Here is a 25,519-nt window from a genome sequence, read left to right as displayed (position 1 = left end):
CCTCTACGCCGTGTGCACTTCCATGGCGGTCCGCACCGCGGATTCCAGGGCTCCCTCGATCCACGCGGGCTTGATGGAGGTGTGGCAGCCGGCGAAGTGCAGGTTGCCCTCGGCCTTTCGGACGTGGGCGAAGAGCTCGGTGTGCTGGCCGGGCAGCAGTACGGACGCCTCACCGTAGGCGTACGGGTCGCGCATCCAGGACTGGGTGCGGCCGACGCCGGTGTAGAACACCTCGATGCGTTGCCCGAACACCTCCTGGACCCCGGCGAGGGCACGCGGGTAGCGCTCCTCGTCGTCCAGGGAGTCCCACTTCAGGGCGTCGTCCGACCAGCTGTAGGAGGCGAGGATGACGCCGCCGGCGCTGCCTTCGACGGGGTAGGAAGGCTGGAACATGAAACGGTTGGGGTTGTCGGTGGCCGAGCCGCCGCCGATGACGCCGGCCGCCTCGGGCTGGTCGCGGGTGACCACGCGGCTGGCGGCGTAGTGGGAGCGCTGGCCTGCGGAGATGTGGCCCTCGGGGACGGAGGGGTGGGCGCCCAGCAGGGTTCCGTTCGTGGGCGTCTGCCCGGTCTGGTACTTCCGGTACAGGCCGGGCTGTACGGCCTCGAGCTCGCGCTTCCAGTCGGCCTCGTCGAACTCCCACCAGCGGCGGCTGAATTCGAGCAGCACCTTGGTGGCGGCGTCGTAGTGGAGTTCGGTGACCGCGCGCCGTTTGCCGTAGGAGAGCGCCGGGGTGATGGGGATGTGGCGCAGTCCGGAGAAGGGGACGGTGATGATGGCGGTGTCGGCGGTGAAGGTCTCGCGCCGTACGGGGTGGCCGCTGCGGCCCTCGGAGACGGTCTCGACGCTGACCTTGCCCTCGCCGTGGGTGATGCGGGTGGCACGGCGGTCGAGCCGCACGAGGTCCTTCACGCGGGCGTACATGGCGTCGGCCAGGGTGGCGGTGCCGTCGGGCAGTTCGTAGAAGGCGGTGTCGGGGCTGATCAGGGAGGCGCCGATGAAGCTGTGTACGAAGGCGAGGTGCAGGCGGGAGGTGAGGTTCTCGACGGTTCCGATCAGGTCGATGGTCCGCTCGTCGAGCCTGGCCTCCTCCGTCAGGAAGCGGTACATCGACATGTGGCCGTAGCGCTGGATGACGCGTGCCCAGCCCTCGACGAGTTCCTTGTCCTTCTTGTCCTCGATCTCCTTGCGTACGGGGGCGAAGGCGTCACGGACGATCTGCGAGGCGGTGACGGACTCGTACGCCTGCGGCACTCCGAAGGAACGATTGAGCGTCTGCGGTGCGCGCGCGTAGTCGGCGCGGCGGACGCGGATGCCGTTGACGTAGATCCACGTCCGGTAGGCGGGGCGGCCGGCCCCGTCCACGTCGACCAGGTGGAAGCGTCGGCGCTTGAGGCCGAGGCTGTCCATCAGTCCGGTGACCAGGGGGTGGCTGTCGGGGATGCGCATCGCGCCGGCCTCGGCGTACTGCTTCGGGTCGGCGAAGGGCTGTGCGGCGTTCTCGTGGCCGCCGGTGCGGAAGGTCTTGATCCGGCCGCCCACCCGGTTGGCGTTGGCCTCGATGACGGTGACCTGGTGGCCGGCCTCGCGCAGGAGGTGTGCGGCGGTGAGGCCGGCCGGCCCGGCGCCGACGATCAGTACCTTCTTGCCGCGGCGGCGCGAGCGGGGCAGACCGTTGTTCAGGAGGATGTCGGCGTAGCGCGGGACGAGCGGCTGGTCCTCGTCGTCCCGTAGGAGGATGGCCCGGGCGATCGTCAGGCAGGCGCCCCAGTCGGTGACCGCGGTGGCGGGGGCGGCCTGCGCGGTCCCGGCGGAGGTGGCGGCGACCGTCAGCCCGCCGGCTCCGGCGACGGCGGCCGCGCCGGCGATGACGGTACGACGGGAGGGCGCAGGTGCGGGCCCGCCGGGGTACCGGGAGCTTCAGGGGTTTCGGAGTTGGCGGGATCCATGATCATGACCCAACTCTTGCCGCCCGCCCGGACCCGAACGGCCAGAATGCACCCGCGCGGGAAAGTACCACCCGGACGTGCGTCGCGCGCCGTCCCGTGCTGACGAACTGAGTTTCGTACGGGCGGTCTTCGTTCCGAGCAGCCGAGCGCACTGGATGCACCGCCGGTGTTCCCCCTGGCCATGTGCCCCAGGCTTCTCCCGTCCGGCGGGGCCCAGGGACCTCACCCAGCTGGTGGTCAGCGAGCTGGTCACCAACGCCCGCAAGTACGCTCCCGGCCCGTTCTGCTCCGCTGATGGACGCGATCGCCGTCGCCGCCTTTCCGCTGCTACCGCCCCGGACGCTGCGCTACGTAGAGGCCCCAGCGCGCTACGACGGCGATGCTGTCTCGATCTTCTTGGGCGGCGCCATCACCGGGTGCCCGAACTGGCAGCGGGCGAGGTGACGGCGAAATTCTACGACCGCACCGGGACGAGGTCGCCGACCTCATCGAGCATCGGTTCGTGGGCGCGGGCGGTGTCTGCGACAGAGCTTTGGCAATGCAGATTCGCTCGTCCGAGTGGTCCTTGCCGTGGGTTCACCGGCATGTGCATGCCGAAGTCGTATACGGAGCAGCATCTGCGCATGGAGAATCCTGCATGCGATGGGACACCGTCGGCGGAGGGGATTTTGTCTGGACCTGAGGTCGTCTTTACGGCGGACTTCGCGTCTACCCGTCAATGGGTGGCAGGGCGTTCGTGGGCATATCCGAACGGCGGACCGGTCAACCCCGGCGACAACAAACTAGATCACCTGACGGCGGACCCCGCGTACAGCCGCTCGGGCACCTTCCGTGCCAGCCTCCGCAAGGACGGCCGGTGGGACACGGGCTTGCTCACCACAGAGGGGAGCGAGGAGGGTTTCACCGTCCGTGCGGGGGATGTGCTCGAGGCGCGGGTCAGATTGCCGTACGAGGCCGGGGCCTGGCCGGCGATCTGGACCTGGCGGGACGGCGACCAGGAGATCGACGTTTTCGAGTACCACCCCGACAACCCCGACCTCCTGGAGCTGACCAACCACGTTCGCGGCGGCCACCTCTACTACCGCGACCCTGCTATCGGCCCGGGCGCGTGGGTCGACCTTCGCGTTGAGTTCGGCCCGAGGTCCGTGATCTGGTGGGTGAACAGCAGCCGGGTGTTCGCCGACCGTCAGGGCGTGGGGCGTGCCTGGCACGCCTACCTCATCGTCAACCTGTCGGTGTCCGCGGGCCGTTATCACCCGCCACCGGCTCCCCACGTCAAGGAGATGTCGTACGAGGTCCAGCACCTCGTGGTGCGGCGGCCAGCCGCGCTTATGGAGGTACCGCCCGACGAGTCCGAGGCGGCGGCCGACAGCGACGGACCGTGAGCCTGTGGGTGACGGAGATATTCCGTAGGCCAGGAGCGGCGAACGCGGGGGGCTGTTACTCACTTTCGGGTGACGGCCCGCGCGGTTCCGGGGTGGCGCGGTGTGGTGGCTGCGAGCACTGAACCAACTCCTGTACGGGTGCGGGATCGTGTCGGGTCGTCAACATGGGGCGTCATTCGCATACGTGGATGAGACAGGTGAGAGTCACAGGAATATGGGCAACTGGTAACACACTCCATGTTTTCTGCCCAATTCCTGCACGGGGTGGACAGAGTGTGGGTGTGCGGCCAGTCCGGCCGCCACCCGCACACCGCACCGACTCCCACGGCGGCCGGAAGGCCGTTTACGGGGGAGGGGTGCCTGTACTCTCAGGGGTACTTCTTGTCCGCTTCTGCTTCTGTCACCGCCCGTCGTCTGGACGCTGCCGCGCTTGCTGCCGGTGCTCTGGTGTCGGTGGCGGTGCTGCCGGCGTCCGCGGCCGACCATGCCCGCCCGCAGCGCCCGAAGGTGGAGATCTCGGCGGTCCAGTACGACTCCCCGGGGCGCGACGACCGCTCCAACAGGTCGCTGAACAAGGAGTGGGTGGAGGTCACCAACACCACCCGTCACACGGTCAACCTCGACGGCTGGACCCTTGAGGACGCCTCCGGGCACACCTACACGTTCGACCACTACCGTCTCGCGGGCCGTGCCACGGTGCGTATCCACACCGGTGAGGGCCGCGACACCCGCACCGACCTCTACCAGGACCGCCGCCACTACGTGTGGAACAACGACCGCGACAAGGCCCCTCTGCGCAACGACCGCGGCCGCTTCATCGACGACGAGTCCTGGGGCCGCGACCGTGACCGCGGCCACCGCCACGGTGACGCCCGCCGCTAATACCGCACACCACATGGGCGGCTGACCATGCCACCCGACCCCGCGCACGTGAGACGGCGGCGCGTCAGGCCCGCAACGGCCCGGCGCGCCGCCGGCGTGATGTGCGACGCTCCATGGGCCGACACGGGCCGGCCCTGTGGCCGACCCGACCGCGTGCCAGCCTGGTGGCCCTCCGACCGGCCCGCTTATCCCAGCCGACAAGGCAATACGGACATAAATTAACGTACCGCCCTCTAGAGCTCGGTCGCTGAGCGTTTGATCGAGTCCAGTCTGCAGGGTCGGGTGGGCCGGACCACGCCAGCCGGGCGGGCCGTCCGGTAGTTGTTCGCTGCTGGAGCCGACAGCGTCAACTGGGATCAGCGGGCGAGGTCAGCGGAGGATCGTTGATCTGCAGATCTCTACGCATCACACTCCGCATCCGCCGGTACCGCTCCCAGAGCAGGTTGAGATCCACTTGGATTTCCTCGAAGGAGCCCCCGGGGACGGGATGGTCTTCCTGGAGGCATTTGGTCTTGCGGTACCCCTCGGAGAGTTCGTCGCCGACGCTGTCCAGTTCTGTGAGTACCGCGAGTGACGCGACCATCTGGGCTTCAGCGTAGGCCGCGTGGTGAGCGTGACGCGCTGCTTCCAGTTCTTCATGGGCAACCTCGGTGACGTCTCCTCGGTGGACGTGCCACAGGAACCTCATGAGTTGGATCCGGTGTATCGCCTGTACGCAGTGTTGGCAGTCACATAGCAAGAGCGTTTCAAGGCGAGTTCGGTGAGGGCTTGCTCTCGCAACCATTGTGCGTTGGCTACTTGTTGCTGCTGCTCGAACTGCTGCCTCTGCCCCCGTATACAAGCCGCTGAGAGAGCACTGGTGACAGCAAGGTTCCCGCCACACCGACGACCGCAGCCAAGAAAGCGATCACCTCACCACTCATACAACCCCCTTGTGCGCCTGGGTGGAATTTCGCCATGCCGATTGACCTACACCGGTTGCTCCCGCGCAAGAAGGCCTGGCCCGCGAAGCTGAAGGGGCTGCTCTGGCCGTCGGTAAGGCTCCTCGCGTTTCTAATAGCGGCCGTGATGGCCGCCAATGCCTCCTGGACGCGATCGGCAACCCCAGCCGGGAGGCGGTCCTGGCTCGCAACGTCTCAGGGCGGCAGCGCCGTGCCGAGCAGCAAACGGCCGCACACGAGGTCCGCCACCCCGTGTGCGGCGACCGCGGTGCCAAGTTCACCGACGACCGGTGGACCACCACCGTGCTCGACTGGGGCCGTCCACGCGACCGCCACCCGCACCTGCGCGATGACTGCAAGGCACGGGCGATCGACACGCGGAGCACGCCGAACTCGAACGCCAGGAGCAGAAGGAGACGCATCCCGAGTAGAAGGCTGGCGCTGGCAGAACAAGGGCCTCGCTCAGCTCGGAGGTCACCACACCGGCACGATCGGCGGACCGACGTTGGCGAGCACGTCCAGGAGGACCTGGCGGTGCCCCACGTACGGGCGCGGGCGAAGGTCGGGGAGGCCTGCCGCAGGGTGGGCCAGGAGGTCGAAGGCGGAAGCGCGCAGGTTCGCAGATTCCCGGACCACCCTGCGCACGAACCCGTCGTTGTTCGGTTCATTCTGCCCGGCCGGGCAGACGAGTTCGCGCGGGCGTGGCCGTCAGGGGCGTGAGGAACGGCGGATGGTCGTCACGCCCCGGAGCCAACCCCGTTGCGTCCGTTCGGCGCCGCTCAGCGCGCGGAATGCGAAGAGGCCGCGTACATGTGGCGGTGTGGCACTGACCCCTCCGATCGAGCGGTCATGATCGTCTCACGACGCGATGATCATGAAGAGTCTGCCGCGTTCCAGCAGGTGGCCGTCGGCGAAGGCGACCTCGCGGGAGTCCAGTCTGCGGCCGGGCAGTGGATGGGCCGCCCAGGTGCCGGCCAGCTCGATCAGGATCGCCCCGGCCCACCAGGTCAGCCGCGCACCTCCGTCGACCGCCGCGCCGATCAGCCACAGGGGTGCGGCCGCCGTGAACCAGACCAGGACGCGGATGAAGTGCTCCTGATTGACCTGGTCGAGGCCGACGGTCAGCAGCCATACGGTCTGGCCGATGTGAATGAGCAGGAAGGCGGCGACGAAGACCCAGCCGGCGTCGCCGAAGGCTCGTGGGATCGCGGCGTTCATGAACAGCCCCGCGAGCATGACCGCCAGCAGCATCCGCCTGGTCCGCGGGTTCTCGGCCGGGACGAGGGTGACCGCCCAGGTGGTGTACGCCCACGCCGCGTAGACGGCGAGGTAGAGCACGAGCGCCTGGGCTGCGCCGGTCCAGGTGGGGTGCACGAGGAGCCGGTGCGAGAGCTGGCCGATCGCGAAGACGTAGACCAGGTCGAAGAACAACTTCAGCGGCGTGACCCCGGCGCGCCGGGTCGCTGGTCACCTGCACGATGACTCTCCTCGGTGCGGGAGGCGTCCCGACTTTGTCGTGCCTCCTGGGGGGCCGGTGTCCGTGTGAACGGTCAGTCGGCGAGGAAGGCGCTCACCTGGCCGGCGAAGTCCTTGGCGTGTTGGAAGAGGAAGGCGTGCCCGGCGTCGCTGTAGGCGACGAGGGTGGCGTCGGTGACGTGATGGACGGCGGTGTAGGACGCCAGGGCGGGGATCATCGCGTCCTTGATGCCGGTGGCGTACAGAACGGGCTGCCGGATGGTTGCCAGGTCCGCGCGCACCTGCTCGAAGGGGATCGACGCGTCCTTCCCGATCGCGGCGATCTGACCCATGGCCGCCGCCTCGGACACGTCGGCGAGCCCGGTGGCCAGCCGTGTGGCCACCCTGGCGAGATGCTCGTACCCGGCGGCGCGGCCGGTGTCCGTCTCGGGGAAGAACAGGAACACCAGGTCGTCCCCGGTGTTCTCGGGTTTGGTCATGGTGGCCCGCACCTTCGGGTCCGGGTCGGGCGCGCCGGGCACCTGCCCGCCCGGGTTGGCGGCCGCCACGACCAGCTTGCGCACGAGATCGGGCCGAAGGCGGGCGATGTGCTGGGCGACGGTGCCGCCCAGGGTCCAGCCGAGCAGGTCCACCTGGGGCAGACGGAGGGCCTTGATGAACTCGACGGTGCCGTCGGCCATCCCCTCGACCGAGTCGCGCGGGGTGCCGGTGGTGTAGCCGGTGCCGACGTTGTCGAACACGATCACGTCATGGCCGGCGGCGAGGTGGTCCAGGAACTTCGGGTCCCACCAGTCGAGGGTCCCGCGGACCCGGTTCAGCAGGACCAGCGGGACACCGCCCCGCGGGCCGATGCGCCGGTAGGTGAACGTCGCGGAGGGTCCTTCCACGGTGAGGTCCTCGGCCGCGTCTGCAATGTATGTGCTCATGGCGGGGTTCGCTTTCCTGTCGATGTGTCGTGGAGGTCTTCTGGGAGTCGTCAGGCGGGCAGGTGGTTGAGCTTGCGCAGCTGCTGGTCGAACATGCGGGAGGGGACCATGCGGCGCATGGTGCGGACGCGTCCGGTCATGGCGCCGGCGGTGTAGCGCAGCTTGGGCTTGGCGTCGGTGGCCGCCGCGACGATCTCCTTGGCGACGACGGCGGGGTCGTCGCCGTCCTTGACCGCGCCGGCCATGTACTCCTCGAAGGCGAGCCGCCGCTTGGCGTAGACGTCCAGGGGCTGGTCGGGCCGCACGGTGGCCGCTTCGATCGCGGTGTTGGTCCAGGCGGGTTCGACGAGCAAGGACCGTACGCCGTACTCGCGTACCTCGTGGTCGACGGACTCCGAGTAGCCTTCGACGGCGTGCTTGGAGGCGGCGTAGGCCGCCATGTAGGGCTGCGGGATGAACCCGACGATGGACGAGATGTTGATGATCCGTCCGCTGCGCTGGGCGCGCATGTGCGGCAGGACGGCGTTCGTCATGCGGATGACGCCGAAGACGTTGATGTCGAAGAGGCCCTGGGCCTGAGCGGCGGAGCTTTCCTCGGCGGCGCCCGCCGAGCCGATACCCGCGTTGTTGACCAGGACGTCGATCCGCCCGAACCGGTCGATCACCTCGCCGACCGCAGCGGTCACCGAATCGTCGCTGGTCACATCGAGGTCGAGGAAGGTCACGCCCTTCACAGGGGTGATGTGCACGGTGTTGCGGCTGGTGCCGACCACGTCGTAGCCCGCCGCGGCCAGCGCGAGGGCGGCTGCCTTTCCGATGCCGGAGGACGCACCCGTGATGAGGGCTACCGGTCGTGTCGTCGTTGCCATTTCGGACTCCTGACTCAGGGGATCGCGTGTGTCTTGCCGTGTAGGGGATCGCTTCCGGCATCCCTCAATCGGTTTCACCAATGTATCAGATTTCCATGCAGTAGCAACAATAGAGCATCAATTAATCGGTTATCCGTAGCGTCAACGTATCCTCTACGGAGGGTCACCGGATGGGCTGACGCTGCCGGGCAGGGGTCGTTCCAAGGTGCCGCCGGCTCCATGAAGCAGACCCGCGGACGGCGGGCTGAGCTGCAACGACGTGTTGGGCCGGGCGGCCACGCAGGCCGTCGCCGTGACGGCCAGGACGACGCACCGACCCTTTCGCGGCCAGCACGCGCCGCCGGCCGCGGGGGCGCCTCAGTCGCCCATTGGGCCCATGGCTTCGATGGCGGCGCAGATGTGAGCGAATGGTCTGGGGTGCGCAGTCGTGACGCGGAGGGCTGCGAGGGCGCCGGGGGACTCTCTGCGTGGCTCTGCCCCGCCGGACGGGGCTCCGGCGGGGCAGGTGTGTTGATCGGCCGTCACCGTGTGCGGTGCCGGTGACCGTCTCGCGGTGATGGATTGATGGCTTGTCAGTGGTCGAGGAAGGTGTTCACCTCGGCGCCGAACTTGGCGGCGTACTGGAAGAGGAACCCGTGGCCGGCGTTCGGGTAGATGCTGAGCTGGGCGTTGGGGAGGTACTTGGCCAACAGGCGGGAGTTCTTGGGGGGCATCAGGATGTCGCTGTCCCCGTCTGCGACCAGCGTGGGCTGGAAGAGGGCGTTGAGCCGCACCAGCTTGGACTTGTCCGGGATGCCCCACTCCGACATCGCGGTGAGCTGCGCGTCGCGGGTCTGGAGGCTCGCGGGCGCGTCGTGGTCAGTGGTGCGCTGGCCGAGGCGCTGCAGGAACTCAGTTCCGGCGGCCTGGCTGGATGCGGTGTTCTTGAAGAACAGGAAGAGGAGGTCGGCAGGGCCGGGGTTGTCCGCCAACACGCTCCCCAGCACCTTGGGGTCGGACGCCCTCTGGTCGACCCCGCCCTGCGGGCCGGTGCCGGCCAGGACGACGCGACGGACCTGCCAGGGGCGCCGCAGGGCGACCTCCTGAGCCACCTGGCCGCCGAGGGAGAAGCCGAACACGTCGTAGCGGGGCAGCTTGAGGGCGTCGATGAAGTCGATGGCGTCCAGGCTCATCTGCTGGATGGTGCTGGGTGTGGTGCCGGTTGAGCCGCCGACGCCGACGTTGTCCACGAGGATGACCTCGCGCTTGGCGGCGATGGTGTCGATGAGCTTGGGGTCCCAGTTGTCGAGGGTGCCGCGGTAGTGCTGGAGGAAGATCAGGGGCACGCTGCCGGCGCTGGGGTTGCCGAAGCGCCGGTACTGGTAGGTGACGCCGTTGGCGACCTTGACCCGCAGGTTGGGGGCGGTGGTGGCGCTCTGGGGGCTCTGCGTCTGTACGACCGCGTGACGGGTGACGCTGGAGCTGTCGCTCACTGCGCTCGCCACACTCGGCGCGACGCCGGCGACGGCGGCGACGACCGACATGGTGGCCAGCGCCACTGCGGTGCGTCGGGAGACACGGGTGCGTAGCTTCGTTGTGGGCATGCCAATTCCTTGAGTCGGGCTCGGATGTCTCCTCCGGTAGGGGAGACGGGGTACCGGTCGTGAGCGACGGTCGTGCAGATGCCCGCTCCGTCGGTGCGGCGCGATCCCTTAACAGTGTCACTAAGGTATCAACTATCGCCAAAGTTGCAACCCCGGAGAATCAATTAATGAGATACCCGTAGCGTTCCCGTATCCTCTACAGGGGACCGGGTAGCGAACCAGACAGGAGACAGACATGGGCCGAGCACTGCGGGCAGATGCCGAGCGCAGTGTGCGCGCGATTCTGGAGGCGGCCGAGCAGGTCTTCGCCCAGGACGCCGGCGCCTCCATGGAACAGGTCGCCGAGGCGGCGGGACTGACCAGGATCACCGTTCACCGCCGCTTCGCGAACCGGCAGGCCCTCCTGGGGGCGCTCGCCGTCTCCGCCAAGCAGCAGCTCATCGACGCCATCAAGGAAGCCCGGCCGGACGCCGCTCCCGCACTCGTGGCGCTGCACCGAGTGACGGCGAACGTCCTACGGGTCAAGAACACCTGGCGCTTCACCCTCAGCCACGCCAACGCTCACACCCCCGCCGCAGCCGCCCTCTGGGGCGAGATCAACACCCACACCGTCGATCTCATGAACCGGGCGCAGCGCGAGGGGCTACTCGCCCCGGACGCAGACCTGGAGTGGACGCGGCAGGTGTACTACGCCCTCCTCAGCGAAGCCATCAACAGGCCCGGCGCGGAGCAGGACCCTGCCGCGCAGGACCCGGACGCACTGGCCACGCTCGTCATCGACACCCTTCTGCACGGCGCAGGACCACGCGGCTAAGTCGCAACGTCGCAACGGGACGCGAAATCCCCCCATCGCTGCCGACGCCGCCCGCAGCGCGTCAGCAGCGCTCATGCCGGCCCCCGTCCCCGCGCCGCGAGCTCTACGTCGTCAAGGCCGACGCCGACTCCCTGGCCAAGCAGCAGGACAGCACCTGCTGCACCGGCACGGCCGGCGAAGGAGTCGACGCGAAGGAACCGGCCGTCGCAGGCGGCTGCTGCTGAACGCCGATGAGCAACCGCCACACCAGCGGGGCCGTGACCGGGGCGGGAGACCGGCCACGGCCCCGCACTGCGCTGCCCGCCCAGGCACGCAGATCACCGCCGCCATTGACGTTCGGTTGCGGACAACGGACAACTTCAAAGCTTGTCCGTAACTTGGGTTTTGCGCTGTTGAGCTGTCCGCGGGATATCGTCCGGCGCCATGTCGATCACTGGATGGCGGGTGCACTTCACCCGCCATCCAGTGATCGACATGGCGGGCGCACTTCACTCGCCGAGCTGATGTGGCCGCGGGATGCGTGTGCCCGAGGGGCAGCCGTTCCTGATCAGGCCGGTCGGCATGTACGACGTCGAGTCGAATCGCTACTTCTCGGTGTGGCCGGCGTCGTCGCCGTGGAACACACAGGCCTCGCACCCCGGGATCTGCCTTCAGCGGGGCGGGGCGGACGTTCCCCGGACGACGAGACGGGGGGTGATGACTTGTTCCCCGGCGGGGATCTCCGCGCCCTCCAGGCGTGCGACGGCCCGGCCGACGGCGAGCCCGGCGAGGCGTGCGATGTCCTGTCCGACGGTGGTGAGGTCGATGTGGGCCAGGCGGGCCAGATGGCTGTCGTCGAACCCGACGACGGAGATGTCGCCGGGGACCGCGACGCCGGAACGGAGGAAGAGGTCGAGTACGCCGGTCGCGCAGCGGTCGTTGAAGGCCAGTACGGCGGTGGGGCGCGGGCGAGTGGCCGACAGGCTTCGGGCGGCCTCGGCGCCTTCCTCCTCAGTGAGACCGCCGGGGAGAATGCGGATGTACTCGCCCAGGCCGTGGCGGTTCATGGCGGTGCGGTAGCCGCGGCGCCGGTCGGCTGCGCCCGGTGCCCGGCCGCCGTCGATGTGGGCGATGTCGCGGTGGCCCAGAGCGACGAGGTGGTCCACCGCCTGGCGGGCTCCCTCGTCGTCGGCGGTCCGTACGACCTCCAGGCCCGGGACGGACGGCCGCAGCCGGCGGGCCACGGAGATGACCGGCAGTTGCCCGGCGAGTTCCGCCAGCCGCGCGGCGGGGGCCTGCGGGCCGAGCAGGATCAGCGCCTCGCAGCGGTCGTCGAGCAGCGTCTCGACGGCGCGCTGCTCGCCGCGCCCGGCGGCCACGGCACTCAGCGCGATCTGGTACCCGGCCGGTTCGGCCGCCGCGTAGATACCCTCCACCAGGTCGGAGTGGAACGGATGCTGGAGGCCGAACTGCACCCCGAGCAGATGGGAGCGGTGGCTGCGGAGCAGCCGGGCCCGGGCGTCGGGTCGGTAACCGATCTCCCGCGCGGCCTGAAGGACGCGCTCGCGGGTGGCCTCGCCGGCCCCCTTCGCGCCGCGCATCACGATGGAGACCAGCGCCGTGGACACCCCTGCCCGTGACGCCACGTCGGCGAGCGTCGGTCGCTTTTTGTTGGGGACCGCTGGGGTCGCCGGCAACCTGTCCTCCCTGGTCGGAGTCGTCTCCTACGGAGGCGACTATAGAACGTTCTAGCTTTCACGGCCACCGGAGCCTTGACAGGGGAGGGCAACAGCTGGCGTACTGCTGCTCCACGGAGTTCTAGAACGTTCTAGTTCCTTGAACGTTCTAGCCCAAAGTAGCGGAGAGAGGTACGTGGCGATGTACACACTGGCGGCCTGCGCCGAGATGGTCTTCCTGGATCTGCCGATCGACGAGCGGGCACGGCGCATCCATGACGCCGGTTTCCAGGTCGAGATCTGGGACTGGACCCGGCACGACCTTGCCGCTCTGGCCCGGACCCCGGCCGACTTCTCCTCCATGACCGGCTACATCCGCGGCAGTCTGACCGACGAGGAGGGCGCGGCCGAACTCCTGCGCACCGCCGAGGAGTCGCTCAAGGCGGCCGAGCAACTGGGCTGCCCTCGCCTGAACCTGCACGGCACCGGCCTGGACGGCCAGGGCCTGCCGGTGGTGCCGGTGACCGGTGAGGTCACCGGAGAGATGTGGATCGCCGCCCACCACACGCTCACCCGCCTCGCCGAGCTGGGCGAGAGCGCCGGGGTCGTCTTCACCCTGGAGAACCTCAACACCGCCGTCGACCACCCCGGGGTGCCGTTCGCGACGGCCGCCGACACCCTGGCCCTGGTCGCGGCCGTGGACCGGCCCGGCCTGCGGATGAATCTGGACCTCTACCACGCCCAGATCGGCGAGGGGAATCTGATCGAGCTGGTCCGCAGGGCCCATGCCCTGGGCCTGATCGGCGAGATCCAGGTGGCCGACGTCCCCGGCCGCCGCGAACCCGGAACCGGCGAGATCAACTACCCCGCCGTCGCCCGCGCCCTGACGGACCTCGGCTACGAGGGCACGGTCGCGATGGAGGCATGGGCCTCCAGCGACAGCGAGCTCGCTCTGGAGCGCTTCCGCTCCGCCTTCACCGTCTGACTGTCTCCACAGCCTGTACCTACCCTGACGACGACGTACGGAGCACCCGCATGACCACCCAGCAGCCTCTCGCCGTCGGCCTCATCGGCGCCGGACGGATGGGTTCGTTCCACGCCGAGACCCTCGCCCACCGCCTCCCGGGCGTCCGGCTCATCGCCATCGCCGACCCCACCCCGGGCGCCGCGCGGAGCCTGGGCGACCGGCTCGGCTGCGCCACCGCCTACACCGGCATCGGTGAACTGCTCGCCGACCCGCACATCGACGCGGTGGTGATCGCCACCCCGGCCCGTACCCACGCCGACCTGGTCGAGGCGGCCGCCAAGGCGGGCAAGGCGGTCTACTGCGAGAAGCCGATGGCGGTCACCCTCGCCGAGGCCGACCGCGCCATCGCGGCCGCCGCGGATGCGGGCGTGCCCCTCCAAGTGGGCTTCAACCGCCGCTACGACGCGGGCTTCAGGGCCGCCCACGAGAAGATCGCCGCCGGCGCCATCGGCACACCGCAGCTGTTGCGCTCGCTCACCCGCGACCCCGCTCTGGCCGACCCGGCCCGCATACCGCCGTGGACGATCTTCCTGGAGACCCTCATCCATGACTTCGACGTCCTGCGCCACCTCAATCCCGGTGCCGAACCCGTCGAGGTCTTCGCCATGGCGGACGCCCTGATCCGCCCCGACTTCAAGGACCGCGGCCTGCTCGACACCGCCGTTGTCACCGTCCGCTTCGACAACGGCGCCCTCGCCACCGCCGAGGCCAGCTTCCAGGCCGTCTACGGCTATGACGTACGCGCCGAGGTCCTCGGCTCGGCCGGGATGCTCACCATGGGCGACGTCCGCCGCACCCACCTGACCGCATACGGCCTGGACGGCGTCGCCGCCGAGTGCGTCACCTACGACCAGCACCTCTTCCACGACGCCTACGTGGCCGAACTCGCCGACTTCACCGACAGCGTCCGCACCGAGCGCACCCCCTCCGCCACCGGCGAGGACGCACGCGCTGCCCTGGCCATCGCCCTCGCCGCCATCCAGTCCGTCACCACCGGCGGTCCCGTCCGCGTCGACAAGCTCCAAGACCTGTGAAGCACGGGTCTTCGGCCACAGCGCGGACCCCGGCGCCGTGCGACACGTACGGGGTGACGGCCAGGTCAGTCCAACATGCGACACCCCCGCTGCTCGAGTGCGGCGGGGGTGTCGGTGACTTGTAGACGTCTGAAGAGGGTGAGCCGACGGACAGGGCAATGACGGAGGCGATCAGTCCACCGACACCGACACCGACGAGTGCGGCGATCCATGCGAGTGGGCCAGCCGCCCTTCATCGTCCTGACGTGGGCCATGGACAACGGGCAATGGCAAACCCTGTCCATAACTTGGGCTCCGCCGCATGATCGGGGGGAAGGGCGGGATTGGAGGTGGGGGTGGCGAGCATCGGATCCGGCAGAGACCAGGGCGAAGGCATGGTGGACGTCTTCCACCGCGTGCCGTGGGTGCGGGACGGTGTCGCCCGGTCAGCGGATCCGGGGCAGGGCCTTGTCCGGGTGCGCGGCGTGTACGTACTTCACGGCGATGCCGGGGTGGATGCCGAAGAGGCGGACGAGGTGGACCGGATCGGCGGTCTCCCGGGCCTCGTCCAGGATGCGGTCGGCCCATACCTGCCGTGGCAGCAGCCCGATCTGGTCGAACGCGGCCCGCATCGCGCAGTAGCTGATCTGCGGAGAGGCCGGGTGCCGGTAGGTCTGGGAGGTGATGAGCAGGTGCAGGTTGGTGGCCTGGGGCCAGCGGCGGCGGCGCTCGCGCAGCCAGTCGGCCGTCAGGTCGGTGCTCAGGTCGTCGAGGTAGACGAGGTGGATGCCTTCACCCCGGCGCACCGCCAGTGTCCGGCGGGCGAGGTCGGGGTCGGCCAGGTCGAGCCGGGCCACCTCGACGGCACGCACGGCGTGGATGGCGACCAGACCGACGATGAGGCGCGCGGCGGGACCATCCAGCCGGTCCAGGGCCCCGGCCAGTCGATCGGTGGACAAGGGTCGCGGCAGGTGTACTCCAGCGGGCAGCTGCAGCCCGGCCGTGGATTTGAGGAAGATCAGCCGCTCCTGCTTCAGGGCCCGGAAAATGCTGCGCAGCACGCTGAGCAGCCCGCGGGCCACGTTGCCCTGATGGCGGGCGAGTTCGCTCGTGATGTGATCGGCGGTGACCTGCCGCAGGTCCAGCCCGGCCGCCGTCCACGCAGTCAGGGTCGGCCAGGCGATGCGCAGGTAGCGACGGATGCGCCGGAAGCCGGCCGGGGCGTGCCGGTAGCGGCCGCGGCCGCGCAGCACCCGCACCCAGGCGCTCAGCTGGTCGGCCATCGGAGCGGGAAGCTGAGCGATCCGCGTGTGCAGGGCCCTCTCGTCGTACCGGTCGCGCCGTTCCTGGCTCAAGTCCGGTATGTGAGGGGGTGCTTGGTGCTGGACGTCGGTGAGCAGCTGTGCGGGTGTCTCGGAGAGTTCGTCCGCCTCCAGCAGCGCGTGCGCGTGGAGGAAGGAGATCACACGGCGCGTGGCGGCGGTCCCGGCCGCAACGGTCCCGGCCAGGGAACGTACGTCCCGCTCGGGGATCGGCACGTGCGGCCCCAGCCGGGCCAGCAGAGTATGCAAGACCACGGCCGCACCGCCCGGCACGTTGCGTTTGTCGGCGAGCCAGGACCGCGGGTAGGCGGCGGCGAAGGTATCCAGCAGGTCCTGCGCCGGAGCCGGCAGTGGGGACAGCGGGGGCAGCGCGAGGACGCGGGCGCGCTGCTTGCGCTGCCAGGTCCGCGGCATCGAGAACAGAGAAAGCTGCCCCGGGCCTACCGGCATCGCCACCTCCTGTCCCTCCGGGGAGGACTTCGTGAACGGCCGGGCACGTGAACGAGAGGCCGGACCGGACCGGTTGTGCACGACGAAACCCAGCTCCCCGGCCCGCCGCTTGAGCTGGTGCGCGAGCGGTCCGGCGAAGGCGAGTTGCGTGAAGGACACCGACGCCGACTCCGCCCCGACCTCGCGCACGTAGGCCAGGCAGGCACGGCACAAGCCCTCCTCCACGTGCAGCGGCAGATCGTCCCGCCGACATCTCGGACACCAGCCCACCCGGTAGCGCTCACGGTTGTTCCGCCATTCGCGACAGCCGCGGCACCGGGTCGCCGTAACACCCCAGCACGCACAGTCCGCGCAGGACCGCACCGGCCAGGCCGCAGGCGGCGGAGCCGTGCGCGGCCTCAACATCCCTGCCTGGGAAAGCAGTTCAGCGGCGGCAGTTTTCAACGGTAACCGCACCTGATCGAGCATCTCCTGCGCGACCAGTGCCTTCCCCCTCGGCGTCCCGGATCGCCAGCGCACACCTGATCAGCCGCAGCACCATCTGCGGCCATGTCCCGGACAGCCCCGCGTTCGCCGCCCGCTGCCCGGCGAGCGCCTGCAGGACCTCCTCCTCCGGCCACGTACGGCCACTGATCCGCCGGGCATCGCTCCGCTCCAGGCGCCGCCGGATCGGAAACAACGTCAGTTGCCCGCGCATCACCGCGGGACAGATCCTCGGGTCGTCGACCAGATGCCGCGCCTCGCGCGGCCCCAGATAGGGAGCAGCCGCGCCCCGGGGGCGCGGGAGGTTGCGGGCACCCTGCTGCCCCAGACCCAGCACATAGACGTGCAGCTGGGTCGGCTCCGGGAAGACGGCCTCGATGCCGGCCCGGATCTCCTCCCGCACCGCGATCACGCACGGACGGCACAGTCCGTCACCGTCCACAGCCCCGACCCGGCAGCACCGCGGACACCGCGCCGTCCCCCGGTTCTCCAGCCAGCCACGACAGCTCCAGCACAGCCCGTCCCACAGACGCGACACGCCCCAGTCCAGGCAGAGCCCACACTGCCGCACCACCACCGCAGCCCCCACCGTCAGTTCGGCGGCCGCAGCCGGCGCGGGCCGTCCCGGCGCGGCACCGGCCGCACTGGCCCCGCCTCGCCGCCGACCGCCCGCTCCTGCTCCTCCTGGCCCCCGGCGGCAGCCAGCGGCTCGGCCTCCATCAGGTCGGCCACCGTGCACCCCAGCGCCGCGCAGATCTTGTCCAGGTCCTCCAGCCGCACCGTCACCGGAGTGCCGCCCCACAGAGCGGCGACCTTGCTCAGCGACGGCGTGAACCCCACCTTCGCGAACGCCGCCTGCAGGTCGACCGGCCGCCAGATGTCCCTTTTGGCCGCTGCCCAGCGCAGATTCCACTTCACCGCAAACTCCCCCTATCCGCGACCAGCCGCTGCCCGGCCCGCGCCGCCGACTGCCGCCAGCGGTCCGCCTGCTCAGGATCGGCCTGGGCCGTTGCCAGGTAATTGACCGTCGTAGTCGTCCACATGTGTCCGAGCATCCGCTGCACCTCCCACAACGTCATGCCGCGCTCGTAGTTGTGGGTGGCGCACGCATGCCGCAGCAGATGCGGGAACAACTCCGGCACCGGCCCCGGCAGATACAGCCGCGACGCCGACTTCAGCGCCCGCCGGAACGTCGCCGGGACGATCGCCGGCGCGATCGGAAGGTTCAGCGCCGCCACCGGCTTCGGCAACCGCTCGGAGGGAAACAGCGGCGCCGCAGGATGCTCCGGGTCGTCCTGGAACAGGCCGCGGACCTCCTCCACGTACCACCACAGCAACTCGCGGCCCTCCTCGAACAGGAACGCCTCCCGCGGCCTCGGACCGGACCCGCGGGCCCCCTTGCCCTGGACCACGAACCGCCCCCAGCGGCCCAACTCCCAGTGCACGTCCCCGAGCGCCACCCCGCACAACTCCGCGGCCCGCACCCCGGACACGTAGGCGATCTTCGCCATCACGTAGTCCCGGCACGCCACCGCCTCCTTACGGGCCTGCGGCAAAGCATTCCGCCACGCGGTGAAGAACTCCCGCATCGCCCGCTGCGACGGAGGCACCCGCAACCCAAAGTCACCCCGGTGACGTGGCCGGTTGAACGGGTCGACCGGCGACTCCACGACCGCCCCGAACAGCCGGTGGACCTCCCCGGCGTACCGCTGCTCCAGGAACGCGAAGTACGCGTCGATCTTGCTGATCTTCGCAAGGACCGTCGACCGGGCACGCTTGCCCGGACCCGCGAAGTAACGGTCCAGAGCGGCCGGCGTGAGCTGCCACGGCGCGACGTCGTAGTGCTCGCACAGTTCGATCACCGGCTTGACCAGCTGGTCAATCGACGACGGCATCAACCCTGCCGCGTCCCGCGCCCACTGGTACTCCGCGAGTGTGTCGAAGAAGTACGACCGCTCGTCCCGCTGCCCCGAACGGTTCCGGTAGGTATGGAGAGAGAAGACCTCCGCCAGGCCGACCGCATCGCGTCCAGGGGCCAGGGAACGGGTTTCGGATTCCCCCATGAACCCGCAGATTACGAGTGCCACTCGCAGAATCTGCGCGTGATTGCGGGAATCTCACACCCTTGAGGGACGGCTCGAACACGGGTCTCCTACCTGCCGACTCCGCCCGATCGTGCCCCTGGTCCCCACTCAGGAACCCGTGCGTACTCCAGTTACGTACGTCGCAGGGTGCCGGTCGGCCAGTTCCCGGGCCCGGCTCGGCCTGGAGAGCGCGCGGGACTGCGCCGCCTCGAAGCTGATCCGTACGTTGCCGTTGTCGTCGGCGACGTGCACCACCGCCTCGCCGTCCAGGATCACGCCGGGCGGCAGGCGCATGGCGGCGACCGGCCAGGTCCATCCAGAGCGCGGTGACGTCGCGGCCGGTACGGGACTGCAGCCGGACACTCTCCCCGGTCCGCCACAGCACGGTCCGGTGACCATCGTTCTCTCGACTTCACGGTGTCTCACATGCCCTGCCAGTGCACGCCACTCACCAACTGGGGTGGCCACCCAGACGGTCGACGCGCGCTTGGATTCTTTGAGCAGGACTCTGTCTGCGGAGGGGCAGACTTGACCATGTTTTCGGGGCGACCATGAGGGATGGCGAGCTGGCGTCGGGTGTGTTGGTGGGTACTTGCTCTGCTGGGAGCTGGTGGGGCGGTGGGGCTGTTGGTGTGGGTGACAGCCGCACACCCGGAAGGATCGGGTCAGACCTGGGGCGTCGCCGGGTCGGTGGCTGGGGTCGCTGCGTTGGGGGTGTCGCTTTGGCAGTTGCGTGCGACGGCGACCAGCCCCGCCGTTCCGCCCGGGCAGCCGGAACCTGTGACCGGGGAGCGGGGGGCGATAGTGGCGCGGGGAAACGTGACGGGCTCCTCGACTCGATACACCAGCCCGATACCCCCCGCCTCCACGGCGCCGCCCCCCGGTGGAACGCCAGGATTGGTGGGCCGTGACGGCTCCATCGTCGCTGGCGAGGACATCGACGACTCCCACACCGAGTACCGGCCGTGACCAGAGAGCCGGAGAAGACAGTGGGGCAGCCGACGCCACCCGGCGCACTCCACGGGAGCGACGGCGCAATCGTCGCCGGCAGGGACGTGAATGCCTCGGTGACGCAGTACTTCAAGCAGGCGTCCGTGCTCCCACCCGAGGCCTATGCACCGATCCCGGACGACGCTGCGGCCGGTGGGGTGTCGAACATCGGGACTAGGCTTTTCGTCGGCCGTGCCGACGAACTCGCCGCGCTGGAGCAGGCGTTCGCCCGCCCCGGCGAGGTCGTCGTGCACGCGGTGCACGGGCTAGGCGGGGTCGGCAAGTCAGCGCTCGCCACGCACTGGGCGGCCCGACGGCACGAGAAGTTGCGCTGGCGGGTCACCGCCAACACCGAGGCCGCCGTCGACGCCGGGATGGCCGCGCTGGCGCAGGCCCTTCAACCCGGACTGGCCGGGCTGCCCGCCAAGCTGCAAAGCGAACGCGCAGTGGCCTGGCTCGCCAGCCATACCGGATGGCTGCTCCTGCTGGACAACGTCGAGGACCCCGCGCACATCCGGCCGCTCCTGGACCGCCTGCCGGGCGGCCGGGTCCTGATCACCACCCGCCGCGCGACCGGATGGCACCACGATGCCACCGCAATCCGGCTCGGTGTGTTGGCTCCGGCCGAAGCGGTCGACCTGTTCACTCGAATCCTCACCCACCACGACCCCCGCGACACCGACGGAGCCGACGCGGTGTGTGAGGAGCTCGGTTACCTGGCGCTGGCGGTGGAACTGGGTGCCGCGTACTGCGCCGAGACCGGCATGGGCCCTCGCGCCTACCTGAACCATCTGACCCAACGGCCCGCCGCGACGTTCGCCGCGGGCACCGCGGGCGCCGACTCCGATCGCACCATCGCCGGGATCTGGCGCGTCACCCTCAAACACCTAGCCGACACCCCGCTCGTCGGCAACCTCCTGCGGATCCTGGCCTGGTACGCCCCCGACGACATCCCCCGCAACCTGCTCGACGGCCTCGCCGAACCGCTCCAACTCGCCGACGCGATCGGTCGGCTCACCGCCTACAGCATGATCGTCGACAACCACAACGGCACTCTGACCGTCCACCGCCTCGTCCAGGCCTGCGCCCGCACCCCCGACCCCAAAGTCCCCCGCCACACCCCCGAAACCATTGATCACGCCCGCGACCAAGCCGCCGCTCTCCTCGCGGACGCTTTCCCCATCGACGTTGACCTACCGGAGACCTGGCCCCGGTGCAGGGCCCTCCTCCCACACACCTATGCCCTCACCTACCACCACTCGCCCGACCACGACACCATCCACACCGCCCACGTCCTTGACCGCGCTGCCGCCTACTGGAAGGGACAGGGCGCAGTCGCCACCGCCATACCCGCCTTGCGACGGGCCCTCAACGCCCGGGAGCGGGTACTGGGCAGGGAACATCCGCGCACACTGGCCTCGTGCGGCAACCTCGCGTGCACGTTCGAGGCAGCGGGGGATCTAGAGCGGGCAATTCCACTACACGAGCATGCCTTGGACGCGCGGGAGCGGGTGCTGGGTAAGGACCACCCCGACACACTGGCCTCCCGCAACAACCTCGCGTGCGCGTACCGGGCGGCAGGAGACCTGAACCGGGCAGTCTCACTGCACGAACAAACCTTGGCGGACTGCGAGCGGGTACTGGGTACAGAACATTCACGCACGCTGAGCTTGCTGAGCAACCTTGCGTTCGCGTACGAGGCAGCGGGAGATCTAAAACGTGCAATCCCGCTGCACAAGCGTGCCCTGGACACCCGGGAGCGGGTGCTGGGCAGGGACCATCCCGACACACTGACCTCGCGCAGCAACCTCGCAGGCGCGTACCGGGCGAGAGGAGATCTGAGCCGGGCAATTCCACTTCACGAGCGCACTCTCACGGACGTCGAGCGCGTATTCGGCAAGGACCACCCACGCACGCTCGTTTCGCGCAGCAACCTCGCGGATGCGTACCTGGCGGCGGGAGATCTGAGCCGGGCAATTCCACTTCACGAGCGCACTCTCGAGGACGTCGAGCGCGTACTCGGCAAAAGCCATCGCACCACGCTGGCCTCGCGCAACAACCTCGCGCGTGCGTACGAAGCGGCGGGGTATTTGCCCCAGGCGATCTCGCTGCACGAACAGAACTTGGCGGACTGCGAACGAGTACTGAGCCCGGACCACCGCGACACGCTGGTCTCGCGCAGCAACCTCGCGAGTGCGTACTGGGAGGCGGGGGATTTGAGCCGGGCACTCCCGCTCTACGAACGCACTCTGGCGGACTGCGAACGAATACTGAGCCCAAACCACCCCGACATTCTGGTCTCGCGCAGCAACCTCGCAAGCTTGTACCGGGAGATGGGGGACTTGAGCCGTGCAATCTCGCTGCAAAAGCGCACCTACGCGGACTCTGTCCGGACGTTGGGCGAGGACGACCCGCGCACGCTGACCTCTCTTAACAACCTCGCGCACGTGTACCTAGAGGCAAGAGATCTAGATCGGGCCATCACGCTGCACGAACGCGTCCTCTTCGCTCGGGAGCAGATTCTGGGCACGGACCACCGCGACACGCTGGTCTCGCGCAGCAACCTCGCGAGTGCGTACTGGGAGGCGGGGGATTTGAGCCGGGCACTCCCGCTCTACGAACGCACTCTGGCGGACTGCGGACGAGTACTGAGCCCGAACCACCCGACAACCGCTCTGGTGAGGGCGAACCTGGAGCGAGCGCGACCCACCTAACAATTTCGGCGGCCGTCGGCCGCTGTCGGGATGTTCGCGGCGGTCGGCCCGGCGATGACGCAGCGGCGGGCGGTCATCAGACCGAGTGCGGGGCCTAAAAGGCGGTCCCACAGGCATTGTCACCACTCCGGCAACGTGCGGTCTTCCGACGCGGGTTGGGGTGTGCTGCCAGCAGCCTGGCGTCACGCAGGTGAGACAACTTCAAGTGTCTGGAGAACCGTCGACCTTGATCTCGTACGCCCACGGGCCCGTCGGCAGCTGTGTCAGGGGGCGGGCCAGGGCGACGTCTACGGGCCACTCCACACGATCAGCCTGCGGCCGCCGTACGCCGGGCGCCTGCCGGCATCCTCGCGTTCGAATGAATGTTCGATATGGTCGGGGTGGAGGTGCGGGATGACGGGTGAGCGGGCGAGGGCGGGGCGGGTGGCGTCGGTGATGCATGTGAGGTGTCCGGTGGGGCTGCCGGAGGCAGGGGTATCACACCGGGTGCTGTAGGTGCTGGACGGCATCTCGCCGGTGGTGCAGGCGATCCCGCCGGGTGCGGCTCTGGTCGAACTCCGTGGCGCCGTCGGGTACTTCGGTATGGACGCGTGCGGGATCGCCGGCGTCGTACGGCTGCGGTCGGTCGCCCTCCTCGGGGTGGATCTCCGGATCGGCATCGGGACCTCCTGGACGGTCGCGGCCACCGCCTCCGGCCAGGTGACCGGGCCCGGCGGCATCCTGTCGGTCAGCCCGGAGACCACCGAAGAGTGGCTCGCCACGCTGCCGGTGGAGGCGCTGGTGACGCTCGGAGGGGGGCTTGTTGGTGTGCGGGGTGGTGTCTGGACTGGGGTGTTGCTGGTTCGCTGAGAGGTTGGGTGGATTGGTTTTGGAAGGAGGGCAGGGGTGTGGGCTGGGGTTGTGGGTGGTTTGTTGAGAGCGGCTGGGCTTGTTGTGGGTAGTGGTTGAGTGAAAAGGCCCGGCGGGTGTTTGTGCTGTTCAGGGGTTTTTGTCTGGTCCGGGGGTGGTGTTGTGCTGGGGCGGGTTTCCTGATCGGTTGTGCAGTGTCGGTGGGTGCGCGTGCGGGTCAGGGGAGGCCGGGGTGCGGTTAGAGCTGCAGGTGGGGCTGGGTGCGGGGGAGCTGCGTTCGCTGCAGGGCTGGTTGCGTGCGGATCCTGTGGTGCGCCGGTCTGTTGTGGTGGGGGTGCGGGGTGGTGTGCCGGGGCCGGGGGATATGGGCACGGTCCTGGATGTGCTTGAGCTGGTGACGGGTAATGGGTGGAGTGCGGCGTCGTTCGTGCTGGCGGTCGCGGCGTGGCGGCAGAGCCGGCCGCAGCGGCCGCGGGTGGAGATCCGGCGGGGGGAGACGGTCATCGTCCTTGCGGAGGGTTCGGAAGAGGAGATCGCGCGGGCGGTCCGGGCGCTTGAGGCGGCCGGCGGCGGTGCGGGTGGCGACAGGTGAGTGTGCTGCCCGATCCGGGGGCCTCAAGGGCTGTGCTGGTGGGCGCGAGCCGTTTTGAGTATCTGGAGCCTTTGCCGGCCGTGGCGAACAATCTGCGGGCTCTCGCCGATCTTTTGTGCGGCCCGTTGTCGCTGCAACTGCCCGTCCGGCACGTGACGGTTGTGGAGGATCCGGTGGCCGCGCGCACAGTGATGGGCGCGGTACGGCAAGCGGCCGCTGAGGCCACTGACACGCTGGTGGTCTACTTCGCTGGGCACGGACTGGTTGATGCGCAGGATCAGCTCGTTCTGGCTCTGCCGGATACCGAGTTCGGCCGTGTCGAGACCGGCCTGTCTTATGACTGGGTGCGCCAGGTGCTGCTGTTGGATTCCCGGGCCGAGCGGCATGTGGTGATTCTGGACTGCTGCTACAGCGGTCTGGCGTTGGGGAGGATGAGCGCCGGGAGGGGGCTTGCCGACCAGGCGGCGGTGGAGGGCAGTTTCCTGCTGGCGGCCGCGGCCGAGACCCGTACGGCTTTGGCGCCGGTGGGGGAGACCTATACGGCCTTCACCGGGGCTCTGCTGGAGGCCTTGCGGCAGGGCATACCGGGTGGTCCCGCGCTGGTCGATCTTGGGACGCTGTACCGGCATCTGCGCCTGACGATGGAGGCGCGTGGGCATCCTGTTCCGCAGGCGCGGGACCGCAACAGTGGTGCTCAGGTCGCGCTCGGACGTAACCAGGCGGATCTGCCTGCCGCGCCCGTTGTTGCTGCTGCTGCGGCCGGTGCGGATGCAGGGGCGCGTCCCTGGCCGGATCCGCGCGCGATCCGTACCGTGACCGGCTTCTTCACTGCCCTCGCGGAGGTGCGGGTGGTCAGTGGGCTGACTCACCAGGCGGTCAGTGAGCGTTCGGCCGGACGCATGGCGGCTGGCACCGTCGGCCGTCTACTCAACCGCGGCACTCTTCCGACGACTTGGGGTACCACGGCCGTCTACCTTTCAGCGTGCGGTGTTCCCGATGAACAGATCACGCGGTGGCAGAGCGCCTGGCAGCAGCTGCGCGCGCAGAACCTGCCGGCGGAGACGGCGAGCCCGGAAGCTGCCCGTGATGGCGGGCCTGAGAAGGCCAGAGCGTGGCAACGTCCTTTGTCGGCCTTCCGCCGGAGGCGGGATCACTGACCGGGTGTCACAGAGGCCGAGACCCTGGACGGCTGAGGGTGAGGCGTCTTGTCCGAGGTGTCGGAGCCGTCTGAGAACAGGGTGTTCCACGCGGCGATGAGCAGCACAGCGGCGCCCAGGAGGAGCCCCAGGGACGGCTTCTTCCATCGGCTGGACGCCGAGGACGGCTTCACGTAGTGCGCTGCTCGGTAATAGCCCTTGCGGGACTGGGCCTTCGTCTTTGCTTTCGCCACAGCTACACGCCCCCGTCCAGTGCGACTGCCTGACAGGCAGAGTTTCGCAGCGATGGGGGCGTGTTGCTTCCTGAACAGCCCGGTACGGCTGATTTCGCACTGTTGAGGGAACGGGGCGACAGCTG

Annotated in this window: 24 protein-coding genes; 10 read left to right on the top strand and 14 right to left on the bottom strand. The window is 69.2% G+C overall.

What is annotated here, in order from left to right; translation table 11 throughout:
• Positions 1-3: 3 nt before the first annotated feature.
• On the bottom strand, positions 4-1,869 hold the full coding sequence (locus ACH4TV_RS42615; protein ID WP_398406836.1) for an FAD-dependent oxidoreductase: 1,866 nt from the start codon (positions 1,867-1,869) through the stop codon (positions 4-6).
• Positions 1,870-2,243: 374 nt separating this feature from the next.
• Here ACH4TV_RS42615 and ACH4TV_RS42610 point away from each other — a divergent pair, with 374 nt between their 5' ends.
• From ACH4TV_RS42610 to ACH4TV_RS42600, 3 genes are all read left to right on the top strand, one after another.
• Entirely contained in the window at positions 2,244-2,393 is a 150-nt protein-coding gene (locus ACH4TV_RS42610; RefSeq protein WP_398406841.1) for a hypothetical protein, read from the top strand.
• Between the two features lie 179 nt (positions 2,394-2,572).
• A complete protein-coding gene (locus ACH4TV_RS42605; protein WP_398406835.1) occupies positions 2,573-3,334 on the top strand; it encodes a beta-glucanase in 762 nt (253 codons plus the stop codon).
• A gap of 381 nt (positions 3,335-3,715) precedes the next feature.
• On the top strand, positions 3,716-4,216 hold the full coding sequence (locus ACH4TV_RS42600; RefSeq protein ID WP_398406775.1) for a lamin tail domain-containing protein: 501 nt from the start codon (positions 3,716-3,718) through the stop codon (positions 4,214-4,216).
• Positions 4,217-4,562: 346 nt separating this feature from the next.
• Here ACH4TV_RS42600 and ACH4TV_RS42595 read toward each other — a convergent pair whose 3' ends face one another.
• The 6 genes from ACH4TV_RS42595 to ACH4TV_RS42570 all read right to left on the bottom strand — a co-directional run bounded on the left by ACH4TV_RS42595 (position 4,563) and on the right by ACH4TV_RS42570 (position 10,011).
• Positions 4,563-4,799: a hypothetical protein gene (locus tag ACH4TV_RS42595; protein ID WP_398406774.1), complete on the bottom strand. Its 237-nt coding sequence runs from the start codon at positions 4,797-4,799 to the stop codon at positions 4,563-4,565.
• Positions 4,800-5,631: 832 nt separating this feature from the next.
• Positions 5,632-5,802: a hypothetical protein gene (locus ACH4TV_RS42590; RefSeq protein WP_398406773.1), complete on the bottom strand. Its 171-nt coding sequence runs from the start codon at positions 5,800-5,802 to the stop codon at positions 5,632-5,634.
• A gap of 213 nt (positions 5,803-6,015) precedes the next feature.
• Complete coding sequence (locus ACH4TV_RS42585; protein WP_398406772.1) at positions 6,016-6,588, bottom strand: low temperature requirement protein A; 573 nt, start codon at positions 6,586-6,588, stop codon at positions 6,016-6,018.
• Between the two features lie 119 nt (positions 6,589-6,707).
• A complete protein-coding gene (locus ACH4TV_RS42580) occupies positions 6,708-7,559 on the bottom strand; it encodes an alpha/beta fold hydrolase (protein WP_398406771.1) in 852 nt (283 codons plus the stop codon).
• A gap of 50 nt (positions 7,560-7,609) precedes the next feature.
• Positions 7,610-8,428: an oxidoreductase gene (locus ACH4TV_RS42575; RefSeq protein WP_398406770.1), complete on the bottom strand. Its 819-nt coding sequence runs from the start codon at positions 8,426-8,428 to the stop codon at positions 7,610-7,612.
• Between the two features lie 572 nt (positions 8,429-9,000).
• The gene (locus tag ACH4TV_RS42570) at positions 9,001-10,011 is read right to left on the bottom strand and encodes an alpha/beta fold hydrolase (protein ID WP_398406769.1); all 1,011 of its coding nucleotides are present in this window, start codon (positions 10,009-10,011) and stop codon (positions 9,001-9,003) included.
• Positions 10,012-10,246: 235 nt separating this feature from the next.
• On the opposite strand from ACH4TV_RS42570, the gene ACH4TV_RS42565 reads away from it, so the two are divergent.
• The gene (locus tag ACH4TV_RS42565) at positions 10,247-10,825 is read left to right on the top strand and encodes a TetR/AcrR family transcriptional regulator (RefSeq protein WP_398406768.1); all 579 of its coding nucleotides are present in this window, start codon (positions 10,247-10,249) and stop codon (positions 10,823-10,825) included.
• 650 nt (positions 10,826-11,475) lie between these two features.
• Here ACH4TV_RS42565 and ACH4TV_RS42560 read toward each other — a convergent pair.
• Complete coding sequence (locus tag ACH4TV_RS42560) at positions 11,476-12,501, bottom strand: LacI family DNA-binding transcriptional regulator (protein WP_398406767.1); 1,026 nt, start codon at positions 12,499-12,501, stop codon at positions 11,476-11,478.
• Positions 12,502-12,682: 181 nt separating this feature from the next.
• Here ACH4TV_RS42560 and ACH4TV_RS42555 point away from each other — a divergent pair, with 181 nt between their 5' ends.
• Both ACH4TV_RS42555 and ACH4TV_RS42550 read left to right on the top strand, forming a co-directional pair.
• Positions 12,683-13,465 (top strand): TIM barrel protein, encoded by a 783-nt coding sequence (locus ACH4TV_RS42555; RefSeq protein WP_398406834.1) that lies wholly within the window; start codon positions 12,683-12,685, stop codon positions 13,463-13,465.
• 50 nt (positions 13,466-13,515) lie between these two features.
• Entirely contained in the window at positions 13,516-14,541 is a 1,026-nt protein-coding gene (locus tag ACH4TV_RS42550; RefSeq protein WP_398406766.1) for a Gfo/Idh/MocA family oxidoreductase, read from the top strand.
• 425 nt (positions 14,542-14,966) lie between these two features.
• Here the strand turns inward: ACH4TV_RS42550 and ACH4TV_RS42545 are convergent, their stop codons facing one another.
• The 5 genes from ACH4TV_RS42545 to ACH4TV_RS42525 all read right to left on the bottom strand — a co-directional run bounded on the left by ACH4TV_RS42545 (position 14,967) and on the right by ACH4TV_RS42525 (position 19,153).
• Positions 14,967-16,505, bottom strand: coding sequence for a hypothetical protein (locus ACH4TV_RS42545; protein ID WP_398406765.1), 1,539 nt, complete (start codon positions 16,503-16,505; stop codon positions 14,967-14,969).
• Between the two features lie 211 nt (positions 16,506-16,716).
• Positions 16,717-17,187 carry a hypothetical protein gene (locus ACH4TV_RS42540; RefSeq protein ID WP_398406764.1) on the bottom strand — a complete coding sequence of 157 codons (471 nt, stop codon included), beginning with the start codon at positions 17,185-17,187 and terminating at the stop codon, positions 16,717-16,719.
• A gap of 179 nt (positions 17,188-17,366) precedes the next feature.
• Positions 17,367-17,693, bottom strand: a complete 327-nt coding sequence (locus ACH4TV_RS42535) for a helix-turn-helix domain-containing protein (RefSeq protein WP_398406763.1) — start codon at positions 17,691-17,693, stop codon at positions 17,367-17,369.
• Positions 17,690-18,838 (bottom strand): tyrosine-type recombinase/integrase, encoded by a 1,149-nt coding sequence (locus ACH4TV_RS42530; RefSeq protein WP_398406762.1) that lies wholly within the window; start codon positions 18,836-18,838, stop codon positions 17,690-17,692. Before ACH4TV_RS42530 ends, ACH4TV_RS42535 begins: the two co-directional genes overlap by 4 nt.
• A 129-nt stretch (positions 18,839-18,967) precedes the next feature.
• A complete protein-coding gene (locus ACH4TV_RS42525) occupies positions 18,968-19,153 on the bottom strand; it encodes a hypothetical protein (protein WP_398406761.1) in 186 nt (61 codons plus the stop codon).
• Positions 19,154-19,824: 671 nt separating this feature from the next.
• Between ACH4TV_RS42525 and ACH4TV_RS42520 the strand changes: the two genes are divergently transcribed.
• From ACH4TV_RS42520 to ACH4TV_RS42505, 4 genes are all read left to right on the top strand, one after another.
• The gene (locus ACH4TV_RS42520; RefSeq protein ID WP_398406760.1) at positions 19,825-22,563 is read left to right on the top strand and encodes a tetratricopeptide repeat protein; all 2,739 of its coding nucleotides are present in this window, start codon (positions 19,825-19,827) and stop codon (positions 22,561-22,563) included.
• A gap of 495 nt (positions 22,564-23,058) precedes the next feature.
• Entirely contained in the window at positions 23,059-23,412 is a 354-nt protein-coding gene (locus tag ACH4TV_RS42515) for a hypothetical protein (RefSeq protein WP_398406759.1), read from the top strand.
• A 232-nt stretch (positions 23,413-23,644) separates the two neighbouring features.
• Positions 23,645-24,004: a hypothetical protein gene (locus tag ACH4TV_RS42510; protein WP_398406758.1), complete on the top strand. Its 360-nt coding sequence runs from the start codon at positions 23,645-23,647 to the stop codon at positions 24,002-24,004.
• A complete protein-coding gene (locus ACH4TV_RS42505; protein WP_398406757.1) occupies positions 24,001-25,161 on the top strand; it encodes a caspase domain-containing protein in 1,161 nt (386 codons plus the stop codon). Before ACH4TV_RS42510 ends, ACH4TV_RS42505 begins: the two co-directional genes overlap by 4 nt.
• On the opposite strand, the gene ACH4TV_RS42500 is transcribed toward ACH4TV_RS42505, so the two are convergent.
• Entirely contained in the window at positions 25,155-25,394 is a 240-nt protein-coding gene (locus tag ACH4TV_RS42500; RefSeq protein ID WP_398406756.1) for a hypothetical protein, read from the bottom strand. The two genes, ACH4TV_RS42505 and ACH4TV_RS42500, sit on opposite strands and share 7 nt — an antisense overlap.
• Positions 25,395-25,519 lie beyond the last annotated feature (125 nt).

This window comes from Streptomyces sp. NPDC020898 (assembly GCF_044333925.1).
GTDB lineage: Bacteria > Actinomycetota > Actinomycetes > Streptomycetales > Streptomycetaceae > Streptomyces.
Note: the sequence above shows the minus strand (reverse complement) of the source record. Positions and strands in the feature narration are given on the sequence as shown.